Raw genomic sequence first — 21,945 nt, 5'->3', positions numbered from 1 at the left:
CATAATTGCCGAGAAATAGGTACCGCACGCCCCTCAATTCATCCTGTCCGGATTAGCAGTCCCCGTCGCTTTCGGGTAGACTCCGCTCTCATTCTGGCATTTAGTTTTTGCGGAGCGGGGCTTCCCGTCACAGGTCATGATCACTTTTTCGGATATCCAACTTCTACGTGGTGGCAAGGTACTGCTCGACCACGCTACAGCGACGATCCACCCGGGCGACAAAGTCGGCTTGGTCGGTAAAAATGGCTGCGGCAAATCCACCTTGTTTGCCCTACTCAAGCATGAACTGAGCGTTGATGCCGGTAACTGCCAATACCCTGCAAACTGGGAACTGGCATGGGTGGCACAGGAAACCCCTGCCCTTGAGCGTGCCGCGTTAGAATACGTGATTGACGGCGACCGCGAATACCGCCAATTGGAGCGCGATCTGCTGGCGGCCGAGCACGCAGATAACGGTACCTTGGTGGCAGAGCTGCACGGTAAACTGGAAGCCATTGGCGGTTACAGCATCCGTGCCCGCGCCGCCGAACTGTTAGACGGTCTGGGTTTCTCACAAGAACAAATGCAATGGAACCTGACCCAGTTCTCAGGGGGCTGGCGTATGCGTCTGAACCTGGCACAGGCCCTGCTATGCCGTTCCGACTTGCTGCTACTCGATGAACCGACCAACCACTTGGATTTGGATGCCGTAATGTGGCTGGAAAAATGGCTGCAGAACTACCGAGGCACGCTGGTACTGATCTCCCATGACCGTGATTTCTTGGATCCGGTGGTCAACCGTATCATCCATGTTGAAAACCAGACCATGAACAGTTACACCGGTAACTATTCCTCGTTTGAGAATCAGCGTGCTGAGAAGCTATTGCTGCAACAGGCCTCATACCAGAAGCAACAAAAGCAAATGGCGCACATGCAGTCGTACATCGACCGCTTCCGCTACAAAGCAAGTAAAGCCCGTCAAGCACAAAGCCGCATCAAAGCCTTAGAACGCATGGAAAAAGTGCTGCCTGCGCAGTTCGATAACCCGTTCAGCTTTGAATTTCGCGATCCTTCCGCCTTGCCCAATCCGATTTTGATGATGGATCAAGTGGCCGCCGGCTATGACGATAAACTGATCCTGGAAAAAATCCGTTTGAATCTGGTGCCGGGCAGCCGCATCGGGTTACTGGGCCGTAACGGCGCGGGTAAATCAACCCTGATCAAAATGCTGGCCAACGAGTTACCGGCAAAAGCCGGTGACATGGCGTACTCGCAAGGCGTGAAAATCGGCTACTTTGCCCAGCATCAGCTAGAGACCTTGTACCTCGACGACACCCCGGTACAACATCTGGCCCGTATCGCACCGGATGCCACCGAACAGCAACTGCGTGATTACTTGGGCAGCTTCGGCTTCTTGGGTGACAAGGCATTAGAAAAAGTCGGTCCGTTCTCGGGCGGCGAAAAAGCCCGTTTGGTCTTGGCATTGATCGTGTGGCAGCGCCCGAACTTGCTGTTGCTCGATGAACCGACCAACCACTTGGACTTGGACATGCGCCAAGCGCTGACCTTCGCTTTGCAGTCGTATGAAGGGGCGATGGTCATTGTCAGCCACGACCGTTACTTATTGCGAGCTACCACCGATGATCTGTACTTGGTGCATGACCGCAAAGTTGAACCATTTGATGGTGATTTGCAGGACTATCACAAGTGGCTGACCGAACAGCAACGTAACGAACGTCGCGAACTACAAGCCAGCAAACCGGAAACGGTCAAAGACAACAGCGCCGCATCACGTAAAGAGCAAAAGCGCCTGGAAGCGGAATTCCGTAAGCAGACCGCCCCAATGCGTAAGCAGATCGAGAAGCTGGATAAGCAGATGGAAACGTTGAGTGCGACACTGGCGGATGCCGAAACGCACCTTGCTGATGTCACTATCTACGAAGCCGACAACAAAGCGCGCCTGAACGAACAACTCAAGCGTCAGGCCGAAGCCAAATCGGCGTTGGAAGATGTCGAGATGGAATGGATGGATCTGCAAGAGCAGCTGGAAGCGCTGGAAGCTGAATTCTTGGCCCCGAATGCGTAACGCTATTCTATAACAAGGTAATACCTCATGACCCCAACGTTGACGGCAGCGGATTTTTGGCAATTTTCATTGCACCACTACCGTCAAGCGGGGGTTGAAGCCGCCTGTTTACGCTTCCAAGACCAGTATCAGGGCAACGTTAACCTTGCCCTGTTGCTGCATTGGCTCGATACACAGTCACTTGCCCTTCCTCCCGAAGGACTAACAACACTGCTGACCACTCTCACGCGCAGCGATCGACCTCTGCAACAGTTTCGCGCCCAACGCCGTGCACAAAAAGCCCACCTCTCGACGGCCGCCTATCAAGCTCTGCTCGCGGAAGAATTGCAGCAGGAACGCCAGCAGCAAGCCGATATCGTGCAACAGTGCCACGCCTTATTGCCACTCAGCGTCTCAAACTCCGACATTCTGCACTCAAGCATTCCACACACCACCACTTCGCTTGTCCTTGCCCCTTGCAATCTTTTCGCCTATTGCCAGCATTGCCATGCCCCCACCGCCCTGTACCGACAATTACAAGGTCACACCACTGACTAGCCCGCGCCCTTTCACTGGACGATATCCCAATCCCGGCGTTATGCTTTCTGCACTTTTCTTCCTTTACGGTCTTATACGCCCGAAAAGGTGTGTTTATCAGGAGTCATCATGCAACCGTTCACCCCGGCGCACGGCTTACGCAATGCCCATCTGCAAACCTTGCTGCCGCGCTTTCTTCGCCGCCAGCCCCTGTTTGAACCGATCACCCAACGCATTGATACCCCCGATGGCGATTTCCTCGATTTAGCTTGGACCGCCCCGCCTGAACAATGCGCCCCTGACCAACCCGTGATGATCCTGTTCCACGGCCTAGAAGGCAGTTTTAACAGCCCCTATGCCAACGGCCTGCTGCATGCGACAAAGGCGCAAGGCTGGCTCGGGGTAATGATGCATTTTCGTGGGTGCAGCGGTGAAATCAATCGTCTTCCCCGCAGCTACCATTCGGGGGAAACAGGCGATGCGCGTTTCTTTTTACAATGGCTGCGTCAACACCTGCCAACGCAACCCTTTATGGCCGTAGGCGTGTCACTGGGAGGCAACATGCTGGTTAACTATCTGGCAGAAACCCAGCAAGACTCCGGACTATTGGCAGCACAAGTGATCTCACCGCCACTCGATTTGGCAGCTTGCTCAAGCCGCATCCAACAAGGCTTTTCTCAGGTATATCAACGTTACCTGCTGAGCTCGATGAAAGGCAATCTCGACCAGAAAATTCAGGCGCACCCGCTGGCCATGCCGCTCGATACCCACGCCGCGCAACGTATTCGTACCTTATGGCAGTTTGATGAGCACATCACGGCGCCTTTGCACGGATTTGCTAATGCCGAGGACTATTACCAGCGATGCAGCGGCTTAGCCAAACTCGAGCGCATTACCACCCCACTGCGGATCATTCATGCCAAAGACGACCCGTTCATGACCGAGGCCGTGATCCCGCAACAGTCGCTGCCGTCGCACATTGATTACCACCTGTCAGATCACGGCGGACACGTCGGGTTTGTCACCGGCCACTGGCGTCAGCCGGTCTTTTGGTTGGAGCACACGGTACCCGCGTGGTTCCTGCAGCAACTGCAAGCCCTCTACAAGTGACAATATTGCCAATATAATAGGGGATTCTGTTCAACCATGATGACCCCCCCATGATTATTCCTTGGCAAGACATTGACCCCGAGACCCTGACTAACCTGATTGAGCATTTTGTGCTGCGCGAAGGCACTGACTACGGTGAACAAGAGCTCAGCATGGCCAGCAAAGTACAGCATGTCCGTCAGCAACTCGAAAGTGGCGACGCGGTCATTTTCTTTTCGGAATTGCACGAAACGGTCGATATCAAACTGCGCCGCGACTTAGGGCGCGCCTGATCCCATCGCCGTCGCATCGCTATGCAAGATCGTGATACCTGCCTCAAGGATGCTGGTTCGGTTAGCCCACCAGCATTTTTGACAATCCAACTTGCTATTATCCTGCCAGACTGTTAATAACTCTTTCCGTTAATGTTAACGACAGGGTTTGTCATGTCAGCAAAACATCCGATCATAGCCGTCACGGGATCGTCGGGGGCCGGCACCTCCACCACCTCCGAAGCGTTTCGTAAAATGTTCAATATGATGAACATCAATGCCGCTTGGCTGGAGGGGGACAGCTTTCACCGCTTCACTCGCCCCGAGATGGATGTCGAGATCCGCAAAGCCAAAGAGCAAGGTCGCCATATCAGCTACTTTGGCCCGCAAGCCAATGACTTCCCGCTACTGGCTGATTTTTTCCGCCAATACGGTCTGGATGGCAGCGGCCAATACCGCCGTTATCTGCATACCTTTGATGAAGCCGTGCCTTATAACCTGATGCCCGGCACGTTTACCCCTTGGCAATCATTGCCGGAAAATACCGATGTGTTGTTTTACGAAGGGTTGCATGGCGGTGTGGTCGACGGTGACACCAATGCGGCGCAGCATGTCGACTTATTGATTGGCATGGTGCCGATCGTGAACTTGGAGTGGATCCAGAAGATCGTGCGCGATACCCGCGATCGGGGCCATTCGCGTGAAGCGGTGATGGAATCGATTGTCCGCTCGATGGATGATTACCTCAATTACATCACCCCCCAGTTTTCCCGCACCCACATTAACTTTCAGCGCGTGCCGACGGTAGATACCTCTAACCCTTTGAGCGCAAAAGCCATTCCAAGTTTGGATGAGAGTTTTGTCGTGATCCGTTTTCGTGGGATCAAGAAGGTCGATTTCCCCTATTTACTGTCAATGATCCAAGGCTCCTTCATGTCACGCCATAACACCTTAGTCGTGCCCGGCGGTAAAATGAGTTTTGCGATGGAGCTGATCATGCGCCCCTTGATCCAACAGTTGATTGATACGGGGAAGATTGGCTGACAAGGGCAAGGAAAAGCAGGGATGAGGAACAAGTTTGCGCGTTTATAGGGATAGGGACGAGTTTTCGAGTAGCGAGTGACGAGTAAAAGCGACTGTGGTTCTGTGGTTCTGTGGTTCTGTGGTTCTGTGGTTCTGTGGTTCTGTGGTCAAAATACCGCTTCTCATTCAAGATTCAAATACTTCAGTTCTCGCTCTTACCATAGGGCCTTAGGGCCCAAGGACCGCTCTCGACCGCCTTTGCTTTTTCGCACTTACTCGCCCCTCGTCCCTTCTTTCTGTCTTACCCTTCAATAATCTCGTACGAGTGGGTCATCTCGACGCCTTCACCCAGCATCAAACACACTGAGCAGTATTTCTCTAACGAATCCGCCACGGTTTTGGCCACCAGCGCTTCATCGAGGCCTTTGCCTGTCACCACAAAATGCAGATTGGCCGAAGTAAACAAACGTGGCGCTTGCTCACGACGCACTGCTTTGATTTGTGCTTCACACGCGGTGATCGGCTGACCGGCTGACGTCAATCCGTCCACGACATCCACCGAACTGCATCCCCCTGCTGCCATTAAAACCAGCTCCATCGGACTGGGTGCTTTTTCGCCACCCTTGCCGTCCATCACCACACTATGACCTGAATTTGACTGGCCTAAGAAGGTCATCCCTTCTACCCATTTAACGCGTGATTGCATTGCATTCTCCTTACTACTTTTGAGGGATTTGGGCACTATCTAACAACCGTGTGATCATGTGCACACTTATGGGTATAAAATGGCCGCGCCCGATAGATCAATATCAAGAAAAGCGTGCCGAAAAAAGATAAACTCTGAACTAATTATTCAGGTCAGCTTGCAGCCTTGCCGTTGACTGAATATCCTAAACGGCGAACTACATTATTGTTAGGCCCGGCCTCAAACGTATAGGGACGTCGTTGTTGGGCAACAAACGCAGAGGAAGTTAGTAATATGGTTCCAGGTAAACCTCAAACAGATCCAACTTTAGAGTGGTTTCTTTCCCATTGCCACATTCATAAGTACCCGTCAAAAAGCACGTTGATTCATGCGGGTGAAAAAGCTGAAACGCTCTATTACATCGTTAAAGGTTCTGTTGCTGTTCTCATCAAGGATGAAGAAGGCAAGGAAATGATCCTGTCTTACCTAAACCAAGGTGACTTCATTGGTGAGCTAGGTCTGTTTGAAGAAGGCCAAGAGCGTACCGCATGGGTACGTGCAAAGACCCCTTGTGAAGTGGCTGAGATTTCATTCAAGAAATTCCGTCAGCTGATCCAAGTCAATCCAGACATCTTGATGCGCCTATCTGCACAGATGGCAAGTCGCTTACAGGTGACAAGCCAGAAAGTGGGCGACCTTGCGTTCTTGGACGTAACCGGCCGCATCGCGCAGACATTGCTGAACTTGGCTAAACAGCCAGATGCAATGACGCACCCAGACGGCATGCAAATCAAGATCACCCGTCAGGAGATTGGTCAGATCGTTGGTTGTTCTCGTGAAACCGTTGGCCGTATCTTGAAGATGCTGGAAGAGCAAAACCTGATTTCTGCTCACGGTAAAACGATCGTGGTGTACGGTACGCGCTAAACGTACAAGTCACACCAATAAAAAAAGCCGCTCATTGCGGCTTTTTTTTCACTTTGCGTATCGCTATAGGGCATATTTGTTAGCAAGCTCACTCTTTTCCTTGTTTGCCACGTCCACACTTGATGCTACATTATGCATATAAACGCACTCTGATTTCTATGGATGGAAATACACGCGATGGACATTGAACGTTTCTCTCAGCATCACACCACACTCTCTGCGGGCACCACCTTCCCCCTGCCGACAACGGTAGAACTCACCGGCTTTAGTGATGGGCGATCCTTCTTGGAACAACACGAACTTCCCCGTTACGGCACCGTGCGTCCCGGGTTAGAGATCTCTCCCCTCGACAGTCGCCATCTGTAGAGAGTGACTATCTGTAGAGAGTGACTATCTGTAGAGAGAGACTATCGACCTTTGGTCATCACGGCTCTCTGGCCGTCACAGGCGCATCGGTGCTTTCGAAGATCTTATCGGCAGACGCTTCCACAAAGCCTGAAAACAAGGCTTCTCCCTCTGCGGTCGGATAGCGTTTGGCAAATTCATAAAAGCCACCGGGAATGGTATAGACCCCGTCAGTAAAGCCAACGTCGATCTGATCGGCCAAGGTGGCCGATTGCTCCAACATCACCGCAGGGGATCCTTTCACGTCCCCGCCTGATGCATTAATGGAAAACCCATTGTGTAGCAACAGATGGTTCACTTCCGCCACCTCGGTAAATTGCTCAAGGTGATTGATACTGACAGTAAAATGGTTCGCACCAAAGCCGTGCGCGGCCAACCAGCCCGCATATTCGCTTTCCGCATACAGTAACTCATAGGTGGCGTAATCCAGACCCCAAGCGCGACCACCAAACAGGAATGACGGATCCCGCATCACCGACTCCGGCACCTGATCAATCAAATCCCGCACGGTTTCTTGAAACAAGGCGCTGAACTGCCCCACCATCAATTCACTGATAAACACTTTAGGCGCAAGGGGGTTAGGGTGCTCAAAATGCTCAGCATAGAGCTTTTTCCCTTCAAAATGGTACCTCCCCATCGGCTTATACCCGATCGCAATGAAGGGGGCGGCGAGTCGGTCTAACCCGACTTTGGGTAAATTAAACGTCCGCAACGCGATGTGGTCATTGTGCAGAGGCTCTTCTTCCGTCAGCAAATCATGTATGTCTTGCGCTGACGGGCATAGACGCTGCACATAGTCTTGCCACAAGTTATCAAATAATTGCACTACCCGTTCCATCTCATCCCCTCCTCACAAGGTGATATCACACGCTGTCTATTTCGCTGTTACGTTAACGGCCTCGCTCGCTACTGAGGGTGGCTCCCCATGCCAGGGATCGGCTGGGCGGGCAACTCAGGTTGTGCCCCTTCCATCGACGCCATGGGATAGGCACAGTAATCGGCAGCATAATACGCACTCGGGCGTAAGTTACCCGATGCCCCCGGGCCACCAAAGGGTGCATCGCCACTGGCACCGGTCAACGGTCGGTTACGGTTTACGATCCCGGCGCGGATATGATCGAGAAAGTACGCCCATTCCGGATCGTCGGTCGAGATCAATCCGGCGGATAACCCAAAGCGGGTGGCATTGGCCAGCGTCACGGCGTCTGCCAAGGTGTCATAACGCACGACCTGCAACAAGGGGCCAAAATATTCTTCATCCGGCAAGGCCGCAATCGCCGTCACATCAATGATGGCGGGCGTCACGATCGCCCCTTGCCCACGAGTGGCGGTGAGCAGACTTTGCCCTCCTAACGCCACTAAGTCGGCCTCGGCTTGTACGATACGCTCGGCGGCGGCCACGGATATTTGTGGCCCCATAAATGGCGCCGGAGACGCAAAAGGCCCATCGACATGCAGCTGCTGCGTTAACGTCACTAAACGCACCACCAGCTGATCCCCTTCCTCTCCACGCGGCACATACAATCGGCGTGCACAGGTACAGCGTTGACCCGCACTTAAAAATGCCGACTGAATAATAGTGTAGACAGTGGCGTCCAAGTCGCCATAGTGCGACGACACAACCAAGGGATTATTCCCCCCCATTTCCAGTGCCAACATTTTCTCTGGCTGACCGGCAAACTGGCGATGCAGCAGATGGCCCGTGTGTGCACTGCCGGTAAATAACAGCCCATCAATGCCGGAGGCGTGCGCCAGCGCTTCTCCGGTTGCCCGTCCACCTTGCACGAGGTTGATCACCCCATCGGGCAAACCCGCTTGCTGCCACAGCGTCATCGTGATTTCGGCGACTTTCGGGGTCTGTTCAGACGGTTTAAACACCACGGTATTGCCCGCTAACAGCGCCGGTACAATGTGGCCGTTCGGTAGGTGCCCCGGGAAGTTATACGGGCCAAATACCGCCATCACCCCTAAGGGACGATGACGCAGCACCGCCTGTGTCGTGCCTATCGCTTTTTGTTTTTCACCGGTACGCTCGTGATAGGCGCGCAAGGAAATTGCAATCTTGCCGACCATGGCCGCCACTTCTGTGCGGCTTTCCCACAACGGTTTACCGGTTTCCTCGGCAATAGCGGTGGCAATGATCTCTTTGTTGGCCTCGACCAAGGCGGCAAAACGTTCTACCCAGGCCTGCCTGTCCGACAATGCCGTATGGCGCCATTCAAGCAAGGCATGGCGCGCACTGGCCACCGCCGCGTCCACTTGGGCAGGCGTTGCCGCGTGGCCTTGCCAGACCGATTGCTCTGTAAACGGGTTCAGCGATACCATGGCATCGCCTTCGCCAGCGAGCCAACGTCCTGCTATCCATTGCGTCATAACATGTCTCCTTTATTGAACAATCAAACGGATCGTGTCGCCTTGTTTCACCTGCAACGCGGCGGCCATATCAGCACGAATGACAGCCTGCGCGCCCTCTTCTGGCCCGGCGATCGACACCGCCCCCACGACAGCCCGAAATGCGGTAAACGAGGTATTGCTGATCACGCAATCTTTTCCGTGCTGAGGTTGACCTATCACGACCTGACACAATTGCGAATGACGGACCGATTCAATGTTGCGCAATTCACACTCGACTGTCGGGCCGGCATCAAAGATGTCGACATAGCCGCGACAACTAAAGCCTTCTTTTTCCAACAAACGCAACGCGGGGCGGGTGTTGTCATGGACTTCCCCGATCACCGCCTGCGCTTCGGGGCTGAGTAAATTGACATAAATGGGCAATTTCGGCATTAAGTCAGCAATAAAACCTTTCTTGCCGATCCCGGTCAGGTAATCGGCCAAGGTAAAATCAATCGAGAAAAAATGGGCTTTCAACCAATCCCAAAACGGTGAGTTCCCGGCTGCATCCGACACCCCGCGCATTTCAGCAATCACGGTGCGGTCAAAGCGTTCGGTGTGCTGCGCCATCATTAAGAAGCGGCATTTCGATAACAACCGACCATTCATGCCGGCGCGCCACTCGGGACGTAAAAACAAGGTACACAGTTCACTCACGCCGGTGTAATCATTCCCAAAGGTCAGGATCTTTACCACGTTGTGGACATTGAGACGGCGTGATGAGTGCACCACGGTACTGAGATGATAGGTATAGAAAGGGCTGTCGAGCCCCACCGCTGCTTCAATGGCGGTGGTGCCGGCAATCTCACCGGTTTCGGTGTCTTCGGCGACCATCAGGTACCCTTCCGGCCCCGGTTGGATCACCGCTTTAGCAAAGCTGTCTTCGGAATGCTGAATGCGGGCCGCCAGGATCTCTTCGTTAACGGGCAACGAGGTAAAACCGTGGCCCGATGCCTCCGCACATTGCATCAATGCGGGTAAATCATTGGCGGTAATCGGTCGAATCACTAGCATCGTCTTCCCTCCTGATGCCCATAAGGCGCAATGCTTGAATGCTCTGTGTCGCAATGACAAGAAACGACACGGCGAGGCATGGGCAACAATGCATCCTGCACGCTCCCCCATGCCGGTTAGCGTATGATTAAGATTGTGCGTACACCTTGGCAATAGCACGTTCCAATCGCGCCATTCCTTCGTTGAATTCTTCACGGCTGATCGCCAGCGATGGGGTAAAACGCACCACATCCGGTCCGGCCACCAACACCATCACCCCTTCCTCTCCGGCGGCAACCAACACATCACGGGCACGGCCTTGAAAATCACTGTTCAGCGCCGCCCCCAATAACAGGCCTTTACCACGGATCGCATCGAACATCGGGTAACGATCATTGATGGCTTGTAGCGCCTCACGGAACCACTGCTCCCGCACTTTGACACCAGCCAAGAAGTCAGGCTCAGCAACGGTACGCACCACGGCTTCCGCCACCGCACAGGCTAATGGGTTACCCCCATAGGTCGAGCCGTGGGTCCCCACTTTCATGTGCGCCGCCAACGCGGATGTTGTCAGCATGGCACCAATAGGGAAACCACCGCCAAGCGATTTAGCGGTACTCAGAATATCCGGCGTAACACCCAGCCCTTGATAGGCATAAAAGTCGCCGGTACGCCCATTGCCTGTTTGCACTTCATCGAAAATCAATAAGGCATTGTGCTGATCACACAGATCACGCACCCCTTGCACAAACGCCAGATCCGGCGTAATGATGCCCCCTTCCCCTTGCAACGGCTCCATCATGACCGCACAAGTGCGCGCTGACATGTGTTCGGCCAAGGCGGCAAGATCGTTATACGGCAGGTGGGTCACATCCCCCGGTTTCGGACCAAAGCCGTCAGAATAGGCGGCTTGTCCGCCGACCGTGACAGTGAAAAAAGTACGACCATGGAAGCCTTGGGTGAAGGCGATGATTTCGGATTTTTCCGGCCCCGCCGTGTCTGCGGCATAGCGACGGGCCAGTTTCAACGCCGCTTCATTGGCTTCGGCGCCGGAGTTGGCAAAAAACACCTTCTCGGCAAAGCTGTGTGCCGTGAGCAATCGGGCAAGGCGCAGCGCGGGCTCATTGGTCATCACGTTACTGACATGCCACAACTGCTCGGCTTGCGCGGTCAGCGCCTGCACCATCACTGGGTGGCAATGCCCCAAACAGCTGACGGCGATCCCGCCGGCAAAATCGATATAATCGCGGCCGTCTTGATCCCACACCCTAGCCCCTTGGCCTTTTACCGGGACGATCTGCATCGGTGCGTAACACGGCACCATTACCTCATCAAATACCTGACGATCTACCGCCTGTTCCTTTTCCATTGTCGTATCCTTCTTTATTCACTGCCCCAAACACAGTATTTACATTTTATTAACCAATTCCAATAGCAGATTATGTTTTTATTCTCTACATACGACGAGGTTAATCCCTATGAAGTACATAGTTATGCGTGTTTACAGAAAAATTATTAAGATCAAAAAAAGACAAACTGTATTTCCTTTGAGGAAATAGCGCGCCTTTCGGTGACGTAATGAATAATTGGTCAGTCCAAAAAAACGTCGGCAGGCAGAAAAGAAACCAAGAGGAAAGGAAACAATATGGCGCATGATCACGCCCATTTTCACGCACACGAGCAGTCATTCGGCCGAAAAAGGGAGACAGGGGGAAGATGAAACGCGGGGTGAGCCTAACCGGCAGCACAATCGACTGCCCGTAACGCACCAGTATGACAAGCACAACGAGCAGAAAACGAAAACAGACAGCCATGAGAGGCGGTGTCTCAAATCCCCTCAGATCGTGCGACGCAGGAAGTTGGCCAACAGTTGGTGCCCTTGCTCGGTCAGAATGCTTTCTGGGTGAAACTGCACGCCTTCTATCGGTAAGGTATTGTGCACAATCCCCATGATTTCATCAGGCTCCCCATCACGTTCGCTCCATGCCGTCACGGTAAAGCAATCAGGCAGGGTGTCGGCTTTGACTACCAGCGAGTGATAACGGGTCACGGTCAACGGTTCGTTAAGATCGGTAAACAGGTGGGTTTGCGTATGGCGGATGGCCGATGTTTTGCCGTGCATCACTTGGCGTGCGCGTACTACATCGCCGCCAAACACTTGAGCGATGGCCTGATGCCCCAAGCATACGCCGAGGATTGGCAATTTACCGGCAAAATGACGAATCGCGGCCAGTGAGATCCCGGCTTCATTGGGCGTACATGGCCCCGGAGAAATGACCAGATGAGACGGTGCGAGGGCTTCAATCCCAGCCAGATCGATCTCATCATTGCGCACCACCTGCACGTCTGCACCTAATTCACAGAAATATTGATACAGGTTGTAGGTAAATGAATCGTAGTTATCGATCATCAATAGCATGAGTACCACCGCTTCCTCAAAATGACAGCGGCCTATTTTGCAGTAGCCCCTCAGAAAGGCAAGTACTGGCGAAAAAAAACCGGCTATCTGCCGGTTTTCATCAACATGCGCTCTCGCAGAGGCTTATGGGCGCGCCACAAACCCGATCGCTTCGTACACGTTCTTCAACGTCACAGCCGCGCGCGCAGAGGCTTTTTCTGCACCGACTTTCATCACGCTGTCCATGTACGCACGGTCAGCACGGATGCGGCGGTATTCTGCTTGGATTGGCTCAAGCATTGCCACTAGCGCTTCACCGACGTCCTTCTTGAACGGGCCGTACATTTCTACGCCAGCATATTTCGCTTCAATCTCTGCATAGCTCAGACCGGTTGCCGCCGAGTACAGACCCATCAGGTTCGCGATACCCGCTTTGTTTGTCACATCGTGGGCGATACGCGGTGGGGTTTCCGCATCGGTCTGTGCCTTGTTGATCTTCTTGATGATCGACTTCGGCTCTTCCAGCAGGGTGATCACGTTCTTACGGTTATCATCCGACTTAGACATCTTCTTACTCGCATCCTGCAGGCTCATCACGCGCGCATTCACGCTTGGGATGTACGGCTCTGGGATGGTGAAGATTGGCTGCTCTGGTGAGTAAATGTTGTTGAAACGGGTCGCGATATCACGCGCCAGCTCAAGGTGCTGCTTCTGATCGTTACCGACCGGCACTTGGTGGGCGCCGTACAACAAAATGTCAGCGGCCATCAACACAGGGTAGCTGAACAAACCGGCATTCACGTCATTCGCATAACGGGCTGACTTGTCTTTAAACTGGGTCATACGGCTTAGCTCACCCATTTGGGTGTAGCAGTTCAACGCCCAGCTTAACTGCGCATGCTCAGGCACGTGTGACTGCACAAACAGCGTACTTTTCTCTGGCGTCACGCCAACGGCCAAGCAAATCGCTAGCGCATCCAACGTCGCTTCATACAACGCTTTTGGGTCTTGGCGCACGGTGATGGCATGCAAATCCACCACGCAATACTGGCAATCGTAATCATCCTGCATCTGCTCCCACTGACGCAGCGCACCCAGATAGTTACCAATACTTAATTCACCTGAAGGCTGGACGCCACTTAATACAATGGGTTTGGTCATGATGAGATTTTCCTCTGTCACTCAGCAAAGCAGCAGCCCGACGCTGCTGTATTCGATTTACATGAAGGGGACCGCAAGCGGTCTCCTGTACTAGTGCCCTAGTGTAACCACTTCGGCCAACTGACTAAAGTGATCCAAGACAATATCTGGCTCACTGGCACTGATCGGCTGCCCGTAGTTGTAGCCGTAAGTCAGCCCGACAACATAACATGCCGCCGCTTTGGCCGCCAAGATGTCATTACGGGAATCCCCGACCATCAACATCTGTTCGGCGCGTAATTGGTGTTTTTCTAATAACCAGTTAAGCGCAAACGGATCTGGCTTTTTCAGCGGGAAGGTATCGCCACCAATAACATCCACGAAATACTGGGCAATGTCATGCGCTTCCAGCAAATGTGGAACAAACTGCGCAGGTTTATTGGTGACAATCGCCATCGGGATGCCCGCCGCATGGAACGCCGCCAAGGTCGTTTTCACGCCCGGGTACAACGCACTCTTCTGGTGGCCGCCTTCTTCGTAAAACCGATCAAACAATTGGCGCGCGTCGCGGTGCAGCGCGGGATCCAACGCCGGATCCACCTCGATACTGCGGCTCAACGCCCGGCCAATCAGAATATCGGCGCCGTTGCCGATCCAGGTGGTCACTTGCTCAACCGTCACCCCTTCACGCCCCAGGGCGTGCATGGTTTTATCCGCCGCATCCGCCAAGTCCGGCACGCTGTCGAGCAGCGTACCATCGAGATCGAACGCAATGAATGTGATGCCTTCAATGTGTTTCATCTTAACGTGTTACCTTGGCCAATTCGGCACGCATCTTATCAATTTCAACTTTGTAATCCGGCTGGCTGAAAATGGCTGAGCCAGCGACGAACATATCGGCACCCGCTTCTGCGATTTCACGGATATTATCCACTTTCACGCCGCCATCAATTTCCAGACGGATCGCACGGCCTGACGCATCAATGCGCTGGCGCACTTCACGCAATTTATCCAATGTGCTTGGAATGAAGGATTGGCCACCAAAACCTGGATTCACGGACATCAACAAAATCATGTCAACCTTGTCCATGATGTAATCTAAGTAGTGCAGCGGTGTCGCAGGGTTAAACACCACGCCCGCCTGACAGCCACACTCTTTGATCAACTGCAAAGTACGGTCAAGGTGATCCGTCGCTTCTGCGTGTACAGTGATCATGGTCGCGCCCGCTTTAGCAAAATCAGGAATAATGCGATCAACCGGCTTCACCATCAGGTGTACATCAATCGGCGCGGTGATACCGTAGTCGCGCAACGCTTGGCAGATCGGCGCACCAAACGTCAGGTTCGGGACGTAGTGATTATCCATCACGTCAAAATGTATGACATCAGCCCCCGCAGCCAATACTTTCTCTACATCTTCGCCAAGACGCGCAAAATCTGCAGATAATATCGATGGAGCGATCAAAAAGTCCTTCATGTTCAGCCTCTATTCGGTACATACGAAAACGTTATCGGAAATCGCGGCAATTCTACCCGATCCCCCTAGCGATGTCTTAATCGTTTTCAGCCGAGATTTCAAACAAGAGCCGCTCAACTAGACTGGAAGAAAGACAAAAGGAGCGCCTATGCGACAATCAAACCGCCCGTTACCGTCATTACGTCAGGTACTCAAAAGTGTGCTGGGTGCCTTACTGGGCGTGCAATCGGAACACCATCGGCAAGCGGATTTTAGCCAACACCGAGTCTGGCCGTATGTGGTCATCGGTGTACTGGCCATTGCGCTGTTTGTCGGAATATTAGTGGCGATCAGCCAATGGGTTACTGCGGGGGCGTAAATAGGAATGGGGATGTATCGTTGAGGTTTGAGGTTTGAGGTTTGAGGTTTGAGGTTTGAGGTTTGAGGTTTGAGGTTTAAATTGAACACCATGAACATCAAGCACGATAGAAACAAAAAAGACGCCAGAATATGGCGTCTTTCGATAATCACATCAGGATCATTTTTCTGCGGGTTTAAACAACGCCAACAGTTCATCGACCTTATTACGCCCACTGCCATTGCGACTAATGGTGCGCTTCACTTTCACCACTGACAGATCCGCACCGTGGTACAGGCGACGGGTCAACGTGGTGTCATGGTTCGAGATCAACACCGGAATATCACGCTCATTTGCCGCACGCTCTGCGGCATCGGCCAAGGCGGCTTGATCATCCAAGCTAAAACCATTGCCGGCGTACGAGGTGAAGTTTGCGGTTGTAGATAACGGCGCATACGGTGGATCACAGTAGATCACACAACCCTTACGCGCACGGGAAAAGGTCTGTTGATAGCCTTCACACACAAACGTGGCACGCTTGGATTTTTCCGAGAAGTAGTACATTTCATCTTCTGGGAAGTACGGTTTTTTGTACGAGCCAAACGGCACATTAAAGCCGCCTTTTTTGTTATAACGGCACAAGCCATTAAAACCATGACGGTTCATGTACAAAAAATACAGTGAGCGGGTATAAGGATCATCCGTGCGGTTAAACGCATCACGGATCTCAAGATAAGCGCCTTTCTGATTATATTCTTGGGTAAAAAGCGCCTTGCTGTCGCGAATATACTGTTCAGGTTGCTCTTTGATAATGTTATACAAGTTGATCAGATCCGGATTGATATCCGCCAACAGGTACTGTTCAAAATCTGTATTCAAAAAGACAGAGCCGGCCCCGACAAAAGGCTCGACCAATTTACGCGCAGGTGGCAGATGGCGCTCGATTTCCTCAACCAGAGAATATTTCCCCCCAGCCCATTTCAGGAATGCACGATGCTTTTTCATTCAGCTGACCACCAATACCGACTTTGTAACGAAAGGTGGCGGATTGTACACCATTTCCTATCGCTACTGATACCGCTAACAGGGAAATATCTCAGACGCTCGGCAGTTATTTTGCCCGGTCCATTTCACGGTGAATTTGCCCATAAGACTTCACCCACGGTTTCAAGGCACGCACGTTGGCAGGCAAGCGCTGCTCGGCTTGACGCGCCGTTTGCATATCCGGGTAATTGCCCGTCACAATGATGTACCAGAGGCGATCGTTACGCAGGGTCTCATACGCGACAGCTAAATCGTGGATTTCATATTCATCGATAAAATTACGCGCAACGGCGATCGACTGCATGGCCGCGAGTTGCAAGGCGTAATGTGCCGGTGGCACATCGCGTAACTCATGCCCCAATTCAACCCGGCTAACCGGCTCGGTCACGGAGATCACAGGCGCAGGTGTCGTTTTAGGTTTAGGCTCCGGGGCGGGTTCCCGTGCCGGTGTGGATGCCGGAACTGACTCCGTCGATTCCGTCGCAATACCGAGTGACGCTGACGCGGGAGTCACGACCGTTGCCCCCGCTGACGGCGATTGAAGGGCCGCCGCACGCTCGCCGCTGCCGCCGATCTGCTGCTCATCCAACATGGCATCCACCACATCCGACGGCACCACTAAACGCGGGTTGTCATCACTGCGCCCGACCGTTAACCCTTCTAAACGCACCTCGGGAGGCAAACTGGTACTGTCATCCTGCACTGCAGAGGCGCCAATCGATAACGCGGCGCTGTCGTCAGATCCAATGGTGTGGGGCAATGCGGTTATTTGTTCGGATTGCGGCCCTTGATCCTGCACCGGCGTAGTCACTGCAGTGGGAGTGGGATCTGTCGCCTCAGGAGAAAGTAACCACCACCCCATCCCGACAGCAGACAACGCCATCACACCGATAAGCACAGCTAACGGGAATGGGCGACGCGTACGTTGTGCATCCATATTCTGAGAGTCTCCCTGTTCTAACTTCATCAAGGCACCAGGCCAAGGGGCACATTGGGTGATACGTGCTTTGGTGGCACGTCGCTGCTGGACATCCTCGTCACCTTTTGTCACACACGCATCGACGAAGGCCACGGCTTCCTCACCCGACAGCGGGATGATCTCGACATCCAATGCGCGAGTGTCTTGCCCGTGGATGATTTTTTCCAGATACGTATCCAGTCGGCCGGGGTAACCAAACAACAGCACATTGATTTGCCAATGTTTCAGCTCACGCGCTCGCTGGACGAGCGCCCACAACTCCGCCACGATAACCGGACTTAAATGGTGGGCGTCATCAATGACAATCACCATATTGACCGCAACATGCGAAAAAATCCGCTCTATGCTGTCGACGATGGGATCGTGTTCATTAAATACCGCTTTGGGCGCCAATTGCTGTAACAGGAAGGTTCGGTGTTGCGCGTCGGTTTGCTGGGGATGACACAATAATAAGGCTTGTTGTGGCACAGCCGCCCATTGTTCGAGATAACGTTGGGAGAGCCATGTTTTTCCTGCCCCTTCCGGGCCAGTCACTTGGATCAGGTTGGTACTAAAACGGGTGAGAAATTGCAGGCGAGAAAGCAACTGGATCTGAGACTCCAGATCCAGCGCATAAGGAAAAGCACCCGTACGCATCAGAACGAACAGCGTTAGGCGGTAATAGCCTGACGCAAGACGGTTTCTGGTACCCCAGCCACCACTTGCGCACGACCAATCGCAGTGGGCAGGATCAAACGTAACTGGCCAGCCAGCACCTTTTTATCCCGCATCATATGTTTCATGTAGGCATCAAAAGACATGCCCTCAGGACCCCGTACCGGTAACTGCGCTTTTTCCAATAAGCGGATAATGCGCACGACGTCGTCTTCTGAGAGCAAACCCTGCAATTGTGCCGTCCGTGCAGCCTGCACGGTGCCAGCGGCTACCGCTTCGCCGTGAAGCCAGTTGCCATACCCCATTTGTGCTTCAATCGCATGACCAAAGGTATGACCCAAATTCAATAATGCGCGCACACCGGATTCTTTTTCATCCGCTGCAACCACATCAGCTTTGAGCTGACAACACCGCTTGATCGCATAGTTGAGTGCTTCCGCATCCAACGCCTGCAATTTTTCGATGTTCTGCTCAAGCCAAGCAAAGAACGGCGCATCAGCGATGATGCCGTATTTGATCACTTCCGCGATACCCGCCGCAAATTCACGGGCAGGCAACGTATGCAAACACTGGGTATCAATCACAACCGCTTGCGGCTGGTAAAACGCCCCGATCATGTTTTTACCCAACGGATGGTTCACGGCCGTTTTTCCACCAACGGAAGAATCGACCTGTGACAACAACGTTGTCGGGACTTGTAAAAAATCAACACCACGGTGAAAACTGGCCGCCGCAAAGCCGACCACATCGCCAATCACGCCGCCACCGAGCGCTACAATCACCGTATCACGGCCATAATTGCCTTCCAGCAAAAACGTCATGATGTGGTTGAATGTATCGAGGGATTTGTACTGCTCTCCATCAGGCAATGACAGTAACGCAATGTCACGGCATAAGCCTTGTAACGTATGCATGACCTGATCGGCATAAAGAGGGGCAACCGTTTCGTTGCTGATCACAACAACGCGTTGCTTGGCAGATAGTGCGGGGGAAAATAACGCCGGGTTATTAAATAACTCGGCGCCAATGGAGATGGGGTAACTTCTCTCTCCGAGATCGACGGTGATCCGTTCCATGGCCAGCCTCTCTGTTTTTTAGATTAACGCTCTTCAAGCATCTTGATGATTTGGTTAGCAACTACTTTCGCACTCTGATCGTCAGTACGTACGACATAGTCAGCCACTTCTTCATACAGGGGATTACGCTCGTCAGCCAATGCTTCCAATACTTCACGTGGTGTATCTGTTTGTAGTAAAGGACGCTTTTTATCACGCTGAGTACGTGCCAATTGTTTCTCGATCGTTGTTTCAAGGTACACAACGATACCACGAGCAGACAGACGGTTACGGCTTTCTTTGCTTTTCACTGAGCCCCCACCCGTCGCAAGTACAATGCCTTGCTCCTGAGTCAGGTCATCAATGACGCCTTCTTCACGGATACGGAAACCCGCTTCGCCTTCAACATCAAAAACCCAGCTAATGTCTGCGCCTGTGCGATCTTCAATCTCAGTATCAGAGTCAAAGAATTCCATATGCAGCTGCTGAGCAAGGTGTCTACCGATGGTACTTTTGCCGGCACCCATTGGGCCGACCAGGAAAATATTTCGTTTTTCAGCCATTTTTAGCAAATTTTACGCGCGGTTAATAAAACGACACCGCCCGCAGGCTTTCAATAAACAAGCCCGAGGCGCCAACTTCCTCACTTTTAATTCGTGATAAGACCGAAAATTATCTCAGGACAAGACTGCCTTTGGCAATAGCTAGGTGGGGATTTATTCTCCCCGAGGGCACAGAGGTTGCCTGTACGCCCCGGGTTGAATCAAAATATCTTACTGATAGACGATCTTAGGTGTGACAAAAATAAGCAGTTCGCGCTTCGCCAATTCATCCAATTTGTGACGGAACAAGGCGCCCAATACCGGTAAATCACCCAATAGTGGGACTTTACGAACTGAATTATTCAATGAGTGCTGATAGATCCCCCCGAGCACCACTGTTTCACCATTGTTCACCAACACTTGGGTACCGATACGCTGGGTACTGATGGCAACCGCTTCACCCGTCCCCGTTTGTACGGTTTCCCCTTTACGGTCTTGGGTCACGACCAAGTCGAGCACCAATTTACCGTCAGGCGTGATTTGCGGCGTCACCATCAAGCTCAAGACCGCTTTCTTGAAGCTCACAGACACCGCACCGCTTGATGACGCTTCAAGGTAAGGAATTTCAGTACCCTGCTCGATATACGCCATTTTCTTGTTGGTGGTCATCAGTCGAGGACTTGAGATAATTTCTGCTTTCTGTTCAGACTGCAATGCAGACAATTCCAAATCTAGCAGAACATCGCCAATTTTGGCCACTTGGAATGCAATGCTTGAGGCACCCGCTTTGGTTGCCGCCAAGTTCACGTTCAAGAAATCATCGACTGTTGCACCATCTTCCAGCAAACCGGCAGAGTTAAGGTTACTTTCGACCGAACCACCAATAGTGTTGTTGCCGTCGGTGCTTAAAATACCCCAACGTACGCCCAGTTCATCGATATCCCCTTCATCAATGGTCACGATACGTGCTTCAATCTGTACCTGCTTCACCGGCACATCCAACGCCGTCACGATGTCGCGAATGTTATCCAATACTTCAGGAATATCATTGATAATTAATGAGTTAGTACGTTCATCAATGTGCAGCGAACCGCGATCAGACAACATGCTCACATCGCTGTCGCCTTCGCTCATTAACAGCTCACCCAGCTCGCTCGCTTTGGCATAGTTAATGGTAATGATTTCAGATCGCAGTGAAGACAACTCTTCTTCTTTACGCTTGGCTTCCAGCTCCTGACGTTCATTGCGCGCCAGCTCTTCTTTCGGCGCAATCATCACGACAGAGCCTTGCTCACGCTTGTCCAGGCCTTTGGCGTCCAAAATGATATCCAGCACTTGTTGCCAAGGCACGTCATCCAAACGCAACGTCAGGTTGCCTTCAACAGTATCCGAAACCACCAAGTTGAAATCGTTATATTCCGCAATCAGCTGCAAGACGTTACGCACGGGTACGTCCTGGAAGTTGATCGAGATCGGTTTGCTGTTATAGGTGATTTTTGAGGCGTTCTTTGCTGCGGCTTTCTTCGCCGGCGCCTGAACGCGCACTTCTAACAACTTACCCTTCGACGTGTAGTCGTACTCAAAGCCGCCATTCATGGTCAAAACCAAACGCACGCCCCGATCGGTACGGAACGATTCCACCGTGTTCACGCGGGTTGCAAAGTCTTTCACATCGAGCACATAAATCATGTCATCGGCGATATTGGTATCGTGCAATTCCACATACAACTGCTTCCCTGAACGACGCATGTCCACCACTGAACGGGTGTCACTGAGTTCCACTTTGAGTATGCCGTCTCCCTTACCATTACGGGTAAAGTCAAGATTCTTCACTTGATTGGCGGTGGCGGCAAACGCAGCAGAAGAGCCTGCCGTTAACACCAAGAGCAACAGCCAACTGAAGCCGAGTTTCCAGAACCCAAAATATTGCGATGCTTTCCTTGTCATAAT

22 protein-coding genes are annotated in these 21,945 nt (G+C 52.5%); 8 read left to right on the top strand and 14 right to left on the bottom strand.

The features are described from left to right. Positions 1 to 136: 136 nt before the first annotated feature. From ACSF8W_RS17170 to ACSF8W_RS17150, 5 genes are all read left to right on the top strand, one after another. Positions 137 to 2,065 (top strand): ABC transporter ATP-binding protein, encoded by a 1,929-nt coding sequence (locus tag ACSF8W_RS17170; protein WP_500848413.1) that lies wholly within the window; start codon positions 137 to 139, stop codon positions 2,063 to 2,065. 27 nt (positions 2,066 to 2,092) lie between these two features. After that, positions 2,093 to 2,602 carry a TIGR02444 family protein gene (locus ACSF8W_RS17165; RefSeq protein WP_500848412.1) on the top strand — a complete coding sequence of 170 codons (510 nt, stop codon included), beginning with the start codon at positions 2,093 to 2,095 and terminating at the stop codon, positions 2,600 to 2,602. Between the two features lie 108 nt (positions 2,603 to 2,710). Continuing rightward, entirely contained in the window at positions 2,711 to 3,691 is a 981-nt protein-coding gene (locus ACSF8W_RS17160) for a hydrolase (protein WP_500848411.1), read from the top strand. Between the two features lie 50 nt (positions 3,692 to 3,741). Next, positions 3,742 to 3,963 (top strand): YheU family protein, encoded by a 222-nt coding sequence (locus ACSF8W_RS17155; protein ID WP_500848410.1) that lies wholly within the window; start codon positions 3,742 to 3,744, stop codon positions 3,961 to 3,963. A gap of 153 nt (positions 3,964 to 4,116) precedes the next feature. After that, positions 4,117 to 4,986 (top strand): phosphoribulokinase, encoded by an 870-nt coding sequence (locus tag ACSF8W_RS17150; RefSeq protein WP_428476002.1) that lies wholly within the window; start codon positions 4,117 to 4,119, stop codon positions 4,984 to 4,986. A 280-nt stretch (positions 4,987 to 5,266) separates the two neighbouring features. Here ACSF8W_RS17150 and ACSF8W_RS17145 read toward each other — a convergent pair whose 3' ends face one another. Further along, positions 5,267 to 5,671, bottom strand: a complete 405-nt coding sequence (locus tag ACSF8W_RS17145; RefSeq protein WP_500848409.1) for an OsmC family protein — start codon at positions 5,669 to 5,671, stop codon at positions 5,267 to 5,269. Between the two features lie 273 nt (positions 5,672 to 5,944). Between ACSF8W_RS17145 and crp the strand changes: the two genes are divergently transcribed. Together crp and ACSF8W_RS17135 are read left to right on the top strand one after the other, a co-directional pair. Continuing rightward, positions 5,945 to 6,577, top strand: a complete 633-nt coding sequence (crp, locus tag ACSF8W_RS17140; RefSeq protein WP_036801200.1) for a cAMP-activated global transcriptional regulator CRP — start codon at positions 5,945 to 5,947, stop codon at positions 6,575 to 6,577. A gap of 177 nt (positions 6,578 to 6,754) precedes the next feature. Beyond that, complete coding sequence (locus ACSF8W_RS17135; protein WP_500848408.1) at positions 6,755 to 6,943, top strand: hypothetical protein; 189 nt, start codon at positions 6,755 to 6,757, stop codon at positions 6,941 to 6,943. Positions 6,944 to 7,001: 58 nt separating this feature from the next. Here ACSF8W_RS17135 and ACSF8W_RS17130 read toward each other — a convergent pair whose 3' ends face one another. The 8 genes from ACSF8W_RS17130 to rpe all read right to left on the bottom strand — a co-directional run bounded on the left by ACSF8W_RS17130 (position 7,002) and on the right by rpe (position 15,384). Further along, a complete protein-coding gene (locus ACSF8W_RS17130; protein WP_500848407.1) occupies positions 7,002 to 7,820 on the bottom strand; it encodes a DUF1338 domain-containing protein in 819 nt (272 codons plus the stop codon). A gap of 68 nt (positions 7,821 to 7,888) precedes the next feature. Beyond that, positions 7,889 to 9,355, bottom strand: a complete 1,467-nt coding sequence (gene astD, locus ACSF8W_RS17125) for a succinylglutamate-semialdehyde dehydrogenase (RefSeq protein ID WP_500848406.1) — start codon at positions 9,353 to 9,355, stop codon at positions 7,889 to 7,891. A gap of 12 nt (positions 9,356 to 9,367) precedes the next feature. Continuing rightward, positions 9,368 to 10,390: an arginine N-succinyltransferase gene (gene astA, locus ACSF8W_RS17120; RefSeq protein ID WP_500848405.1), complete on the bottom strand. Its 1,023-nt coding sequence runs from the start codon at positions 10,388 to 10,390 to the stop codon at positions 9,368 to 9,370. Between the two features lie 127 nt (positions 10,391 to 10,517). Then, positions 10,518 to 11,738 carry an aspartate aminotransferase family protein gene (locus ACSF8W_RS17115; RefSeq protein ID WP_500848404.1) on the bottom strand — a complete coding sequence of 407 codons (1,221 nt, stop codon included), beginning with the start codon at positions 11,736 to 11,738 and terminating at the stop codon, positions 10,518 to 10,520. Positions 11,739 to 12,206: 468 nt separating this feature from the next. Then, the gene (locus ACSF8W_RS17110) at positions 12,207 to 12,788 is read right to left on the bottom strand and encodes an aminodeoxychorismate/anthranilate synthase component II (protein WP_500848403.1); all 582 of its coding nucleotides are present in this window, start codon (positions 12,786 to 12,788) and stop codon (positions 12,207 to 12,209) included. Between the two features lie 123 nt (positions 12,789 to 12,911). Then, the gene (gene trpS, locus ACSF8W_RS17105; protein ID WP_500848402.1) at positions 12,912 to 13,928 is read right to left on the bottom strand and encodes a tryptophan--tRNA ligase; all 1,017 of its coding nucleotides are present in this window, start codon (positions 13,926 to 13,928) and stop codon (positions 12,912 to 12,914) included. A 90-nt stretch (positions 13,929 to 14,018) separates the two neighbouring features. Then, positions 14,019 to 14,708 (bottom strand): phosphoglycolate phosphatase, encoded by a 690-nt coding sequence (locus tag ACSF8W_RS17100; RefSeq protein WP_500848401.1) that lies wholly within the window; start codon positions 14,706 to 14,708, stop codon positions 14,019 to 14,021. A gap of 1 nt (position 14,709) precedes the next feature. Then, positions 14,710 to 15,384, bottom strand: coding sequence for a ribulose-phosphate 3-epimerase (gene rpe, locus ACSF8W_RS17095; protein WP_428475993.1), 675 nt, complete (start codon positions 15,382 to 15,384; stop codon positions 14,710 to 14,712). 148 nt (positions 15,385 to 15,532) lie between these two features. Here rpe and ACSF8W_RS17090 point away from each other — a divergent pair, with 148 nt between their 5' ends. Beyond that, the gene (locus ACSF8W_RS17090; RefSeq protein ID WP_500848400.1) at positions 15,533 to 15,742 is read left to right on the top strand and encodes a DUF2970 domain-containing protein; all 210 of its coding nucleotides are present in this window, start codon (positions 15,533 to 15,535) and stop codon (positions 15,740 to 15,742) included. A 159-nt stretch (positions 15,743 to 15,901) separates the two neighbouring features. Here the strand turns inward: ACSF8W_RS17090 and ACSF8W_RS17085 are convergent, their stop codons facing one another. The 5 genes from ACSF8W_RS17085 to ACSF8W_RS17065 all read right to left on the bottom strand — a co-directional run bounded on the left by ACSF8W_RS17085 (position 15,902) and on the right by ACSF8W_RS17065 (position 21,942). Next, entirely contained in the window at positions 15,902 to 16,726 is an 825-nt protein-coding gene (locus tag ACSF8W_RS17085; RefSeq protein WP_500848399.1) for a Dam family site-specific DNA-(adenine-N6)-methyltransferase, read from the bottom strand. Between the two features lie 106 nt (positions 16,727 to 16,832). Next, positions 16,833 to 18,380 carry an AAA family ATPase gene (locus ACSF8W_RS17080; protein WP_500848398.1) on the bottom strand — a complete coding sequence of 516 codons (1,548 nt, stop codon included), beginning with the start codon at positions 18,378 to 18,380 and terminating at the stop codon, positions 16,833 to 16,835. 14 nt (positions 18,381 to 18,394) lie between these two features. Continuing rightward, the gene (gene aroB / locus ACSF8W_RS17075) at positions 18,395 to 19,474 is read right to left on the bottom strand and encodes a 3-dehydroquinate synthase (RefSeq protein ID WP_500848397.1); all 1,080 of its coding nucleotides are present in this window, start codon (positions 19,472 to 19,474) and stop codon (positions 18,395 to 18,397) included. A gap of 23 nt (positions 19,475 to 19,497) precedes the next feature. Further along, a complete protein-coding gene (gene aroK / locus ACSF8W_RS17070) occupies positions 19,498 to 20,016 on the bottom strand; it encodes a shikimate kinase AroK (RefSeq protein ID WP_500848396.1) in 519 nt (172 codons plus the stop codon). A gap of 210 nt (positions 20,017 to 20,226) precedes the next feature. Then, positions 20,227 to 21,942, bottom strand: coding sequence for a type IV pilus secretin PilQ (locus ACSF8W_RS17065; RefSeq protein ID WP_500848395.1), 1,716 nt, complete (start codon positions 21,940 to 21,942; stop codon positions 20,227 to 20,229). Positions 21,943 to 21,945: the final 3 nt, after the last annotated feature.

The sequence above is a fragment of the Photobacterium sp. 270122K genome (assembly GCF_059941365.1).
The sequence above is the reverse complement of the archived record's forward strand: the minus strand, read 5'-3'. Positions and strand labels throughout refer to the sequence as shown.

What these genes read in the sequence shown, in the direction of transcription:
- ACSF8W_RS17170 (WP_500848413.1), top strand. Translation starts at nt 137, where the DNA reads ATGATCACTTTTTCGGATATCCAACTTCTACGTGGTGGCAAGGTACTG.
- ACSF8W_RS17165 (WP_500848412.1), top strand. Translation starts at nt 2,093, where the DNA reads ATGACCCCAACGTTGACGGCAGCGGATTTTTGGCAATTTTCATTGCAC.
- ACSF8W_RS17160 (WP_500848411.1), top strand. Translation starts at nt 2,711, where the DNA reads ATGCAACCGTTCACCCCGGCGCACGGCTTACGCAATGCCCATCTGCAA.
- ACSF8W_RS17155 (WP_500848410.1), top strand. Translation starts at nt 3,742, where the DNA reads ATGATTATTCCTTGGCAAGACATTGACCCCGAGACCCTGACTAACCTG.
- ACSF8W_RS17150 (WP_428476002.1), top strand. Translation starts at nt 4,117, where the DNA reads ATGTCAGCAAAACATCCGATCATAGCCGTCACGGGATCGTCGGGGGCC.
- ACSF8W_RS17145 (WP_500848409.1), bottom strand. Translation starts at nt 5,671, where the DNA reads ATGCAATCACGCGTTAAATGGGTAGAAGGGATGACCTTCTTAGGCCAG.
- crp (WP_036801200.1), top strand. Translation starts at nt 5,945, where the DNA reads ATGGTTCCAGGTAAACCTCAAACAGATCCAACTTTAGAGTGGTTTCTT.
- ACSF8W_RS17135 (WP_500848408.1), top strand. Translation starts at nt 6,755, where the DNA reads ATGGACATTGAACGTTTCTCTCAGCATCACACCACACTCTCTGCGGGC.
- ACSF8W_RS17130 (WP_500848407.1), bottom strand. Translation starts at nt 7,820, where the DNA reads ATGGAACGGGTAGTGCAATTATTTGATAACTTGTGGCAAGACTATGTG.
- astD (WP_500848406.1), bottom strand. Translation starts at nt 9,355, where the DNA reads ATGACGCAATGGATAGCAGGACGTTGGCTCGCTGGCGAAGGCGATGCC.
- astA (WP_500848405.1), bottom strand. Translation starts at nt 10,390, where the DNA reads ATGCTAGTGATTCGACCGATTACCGCCAATGATTTACCCGCATTGATG.
- ACSF8W_RS17115 (WP_500848404.1), bottom strand. Translation starts at nt 11,738, where the DNA reads ATGGAAAAGGAACAGGCGGTAGATCGTCAGGTATTTGATGAGGTAATG.
- ACSF8W_RS17110 (WP_500848403.1), bottom strand. Translation starts at nt 12,788, where the DNA reads ATGCTATTGATGATCGATAACTACGATTCATTTACCTACAACCTGTAT.
- trpS (WP_500848402.1), bottom strand. Translation starts at nt 13,928, where the DNA reads ATGACCAAACCCATTGTATTAAGTGGCGTCCAGCCTTCAGGTGAATTA.
- ACSF8W_RS17100 (WP_500848401.1), bottom strand. Translation starts at nt 14,708, where the DNA reads ATGAAACACATTGAAGGCATCACATTCATTGCGTTCGATCTCGATGGT.
- rpe (WP_428475993.1), bottom strand. Translation starts at nt 15,384, where the DNA reads ATGAAGGACTTTTTGATCGCTCCATCGATATTATCTGCAGATTTTGCG.
- ACSF8W_RS17090 (WP_500848400.1), top strand. Translation starts at nt 15,533, where the DNA reads ATGCGACAATCAAACCGCCCGTTACCGTCATTACGTCAGGTACTCAAA.
- ACSF8W_RS17085 (WP_500848399.1), bottom strand. Translation starts at nt 16,726, where the DNA reads ATGAAAAAGCATCGTGCATTCCTGAAATGGGCTGGGGGGAAATATTCT.
- ACSF8W_RS17080 (WP_500848398.1), bottom strand. Translation starts at nt 18,380, where the DNA reads ATGCGTACGGGTGCTTTTCCTTATGCGCTGGATCTGGAGTCTCAGATC.
- aroB (WP_500848397.1), bottom strand. Translation starts at nt 19,474, where the DNA reads ATGGAACGGATCACCGTCGATCTCGGAGAGAGAAGTTACCCCATCTCC.
- aroK (WP_500848396.1), bottom strand. Translation starts at nt 20,016, where the DNA reads ATGGCTGAAAAACGAAATATTTTCCTGGTCGGCCCAATGGGTGCCGGC.
- ACSF8W_RS17065 (WP_500848395.1), bottom strand. Translation starts at nt 21,942, where the DNA reads ATGACAAGGAAAGCATCGCAATATTTTGGGTTCTGGAAACTCGGCTTC.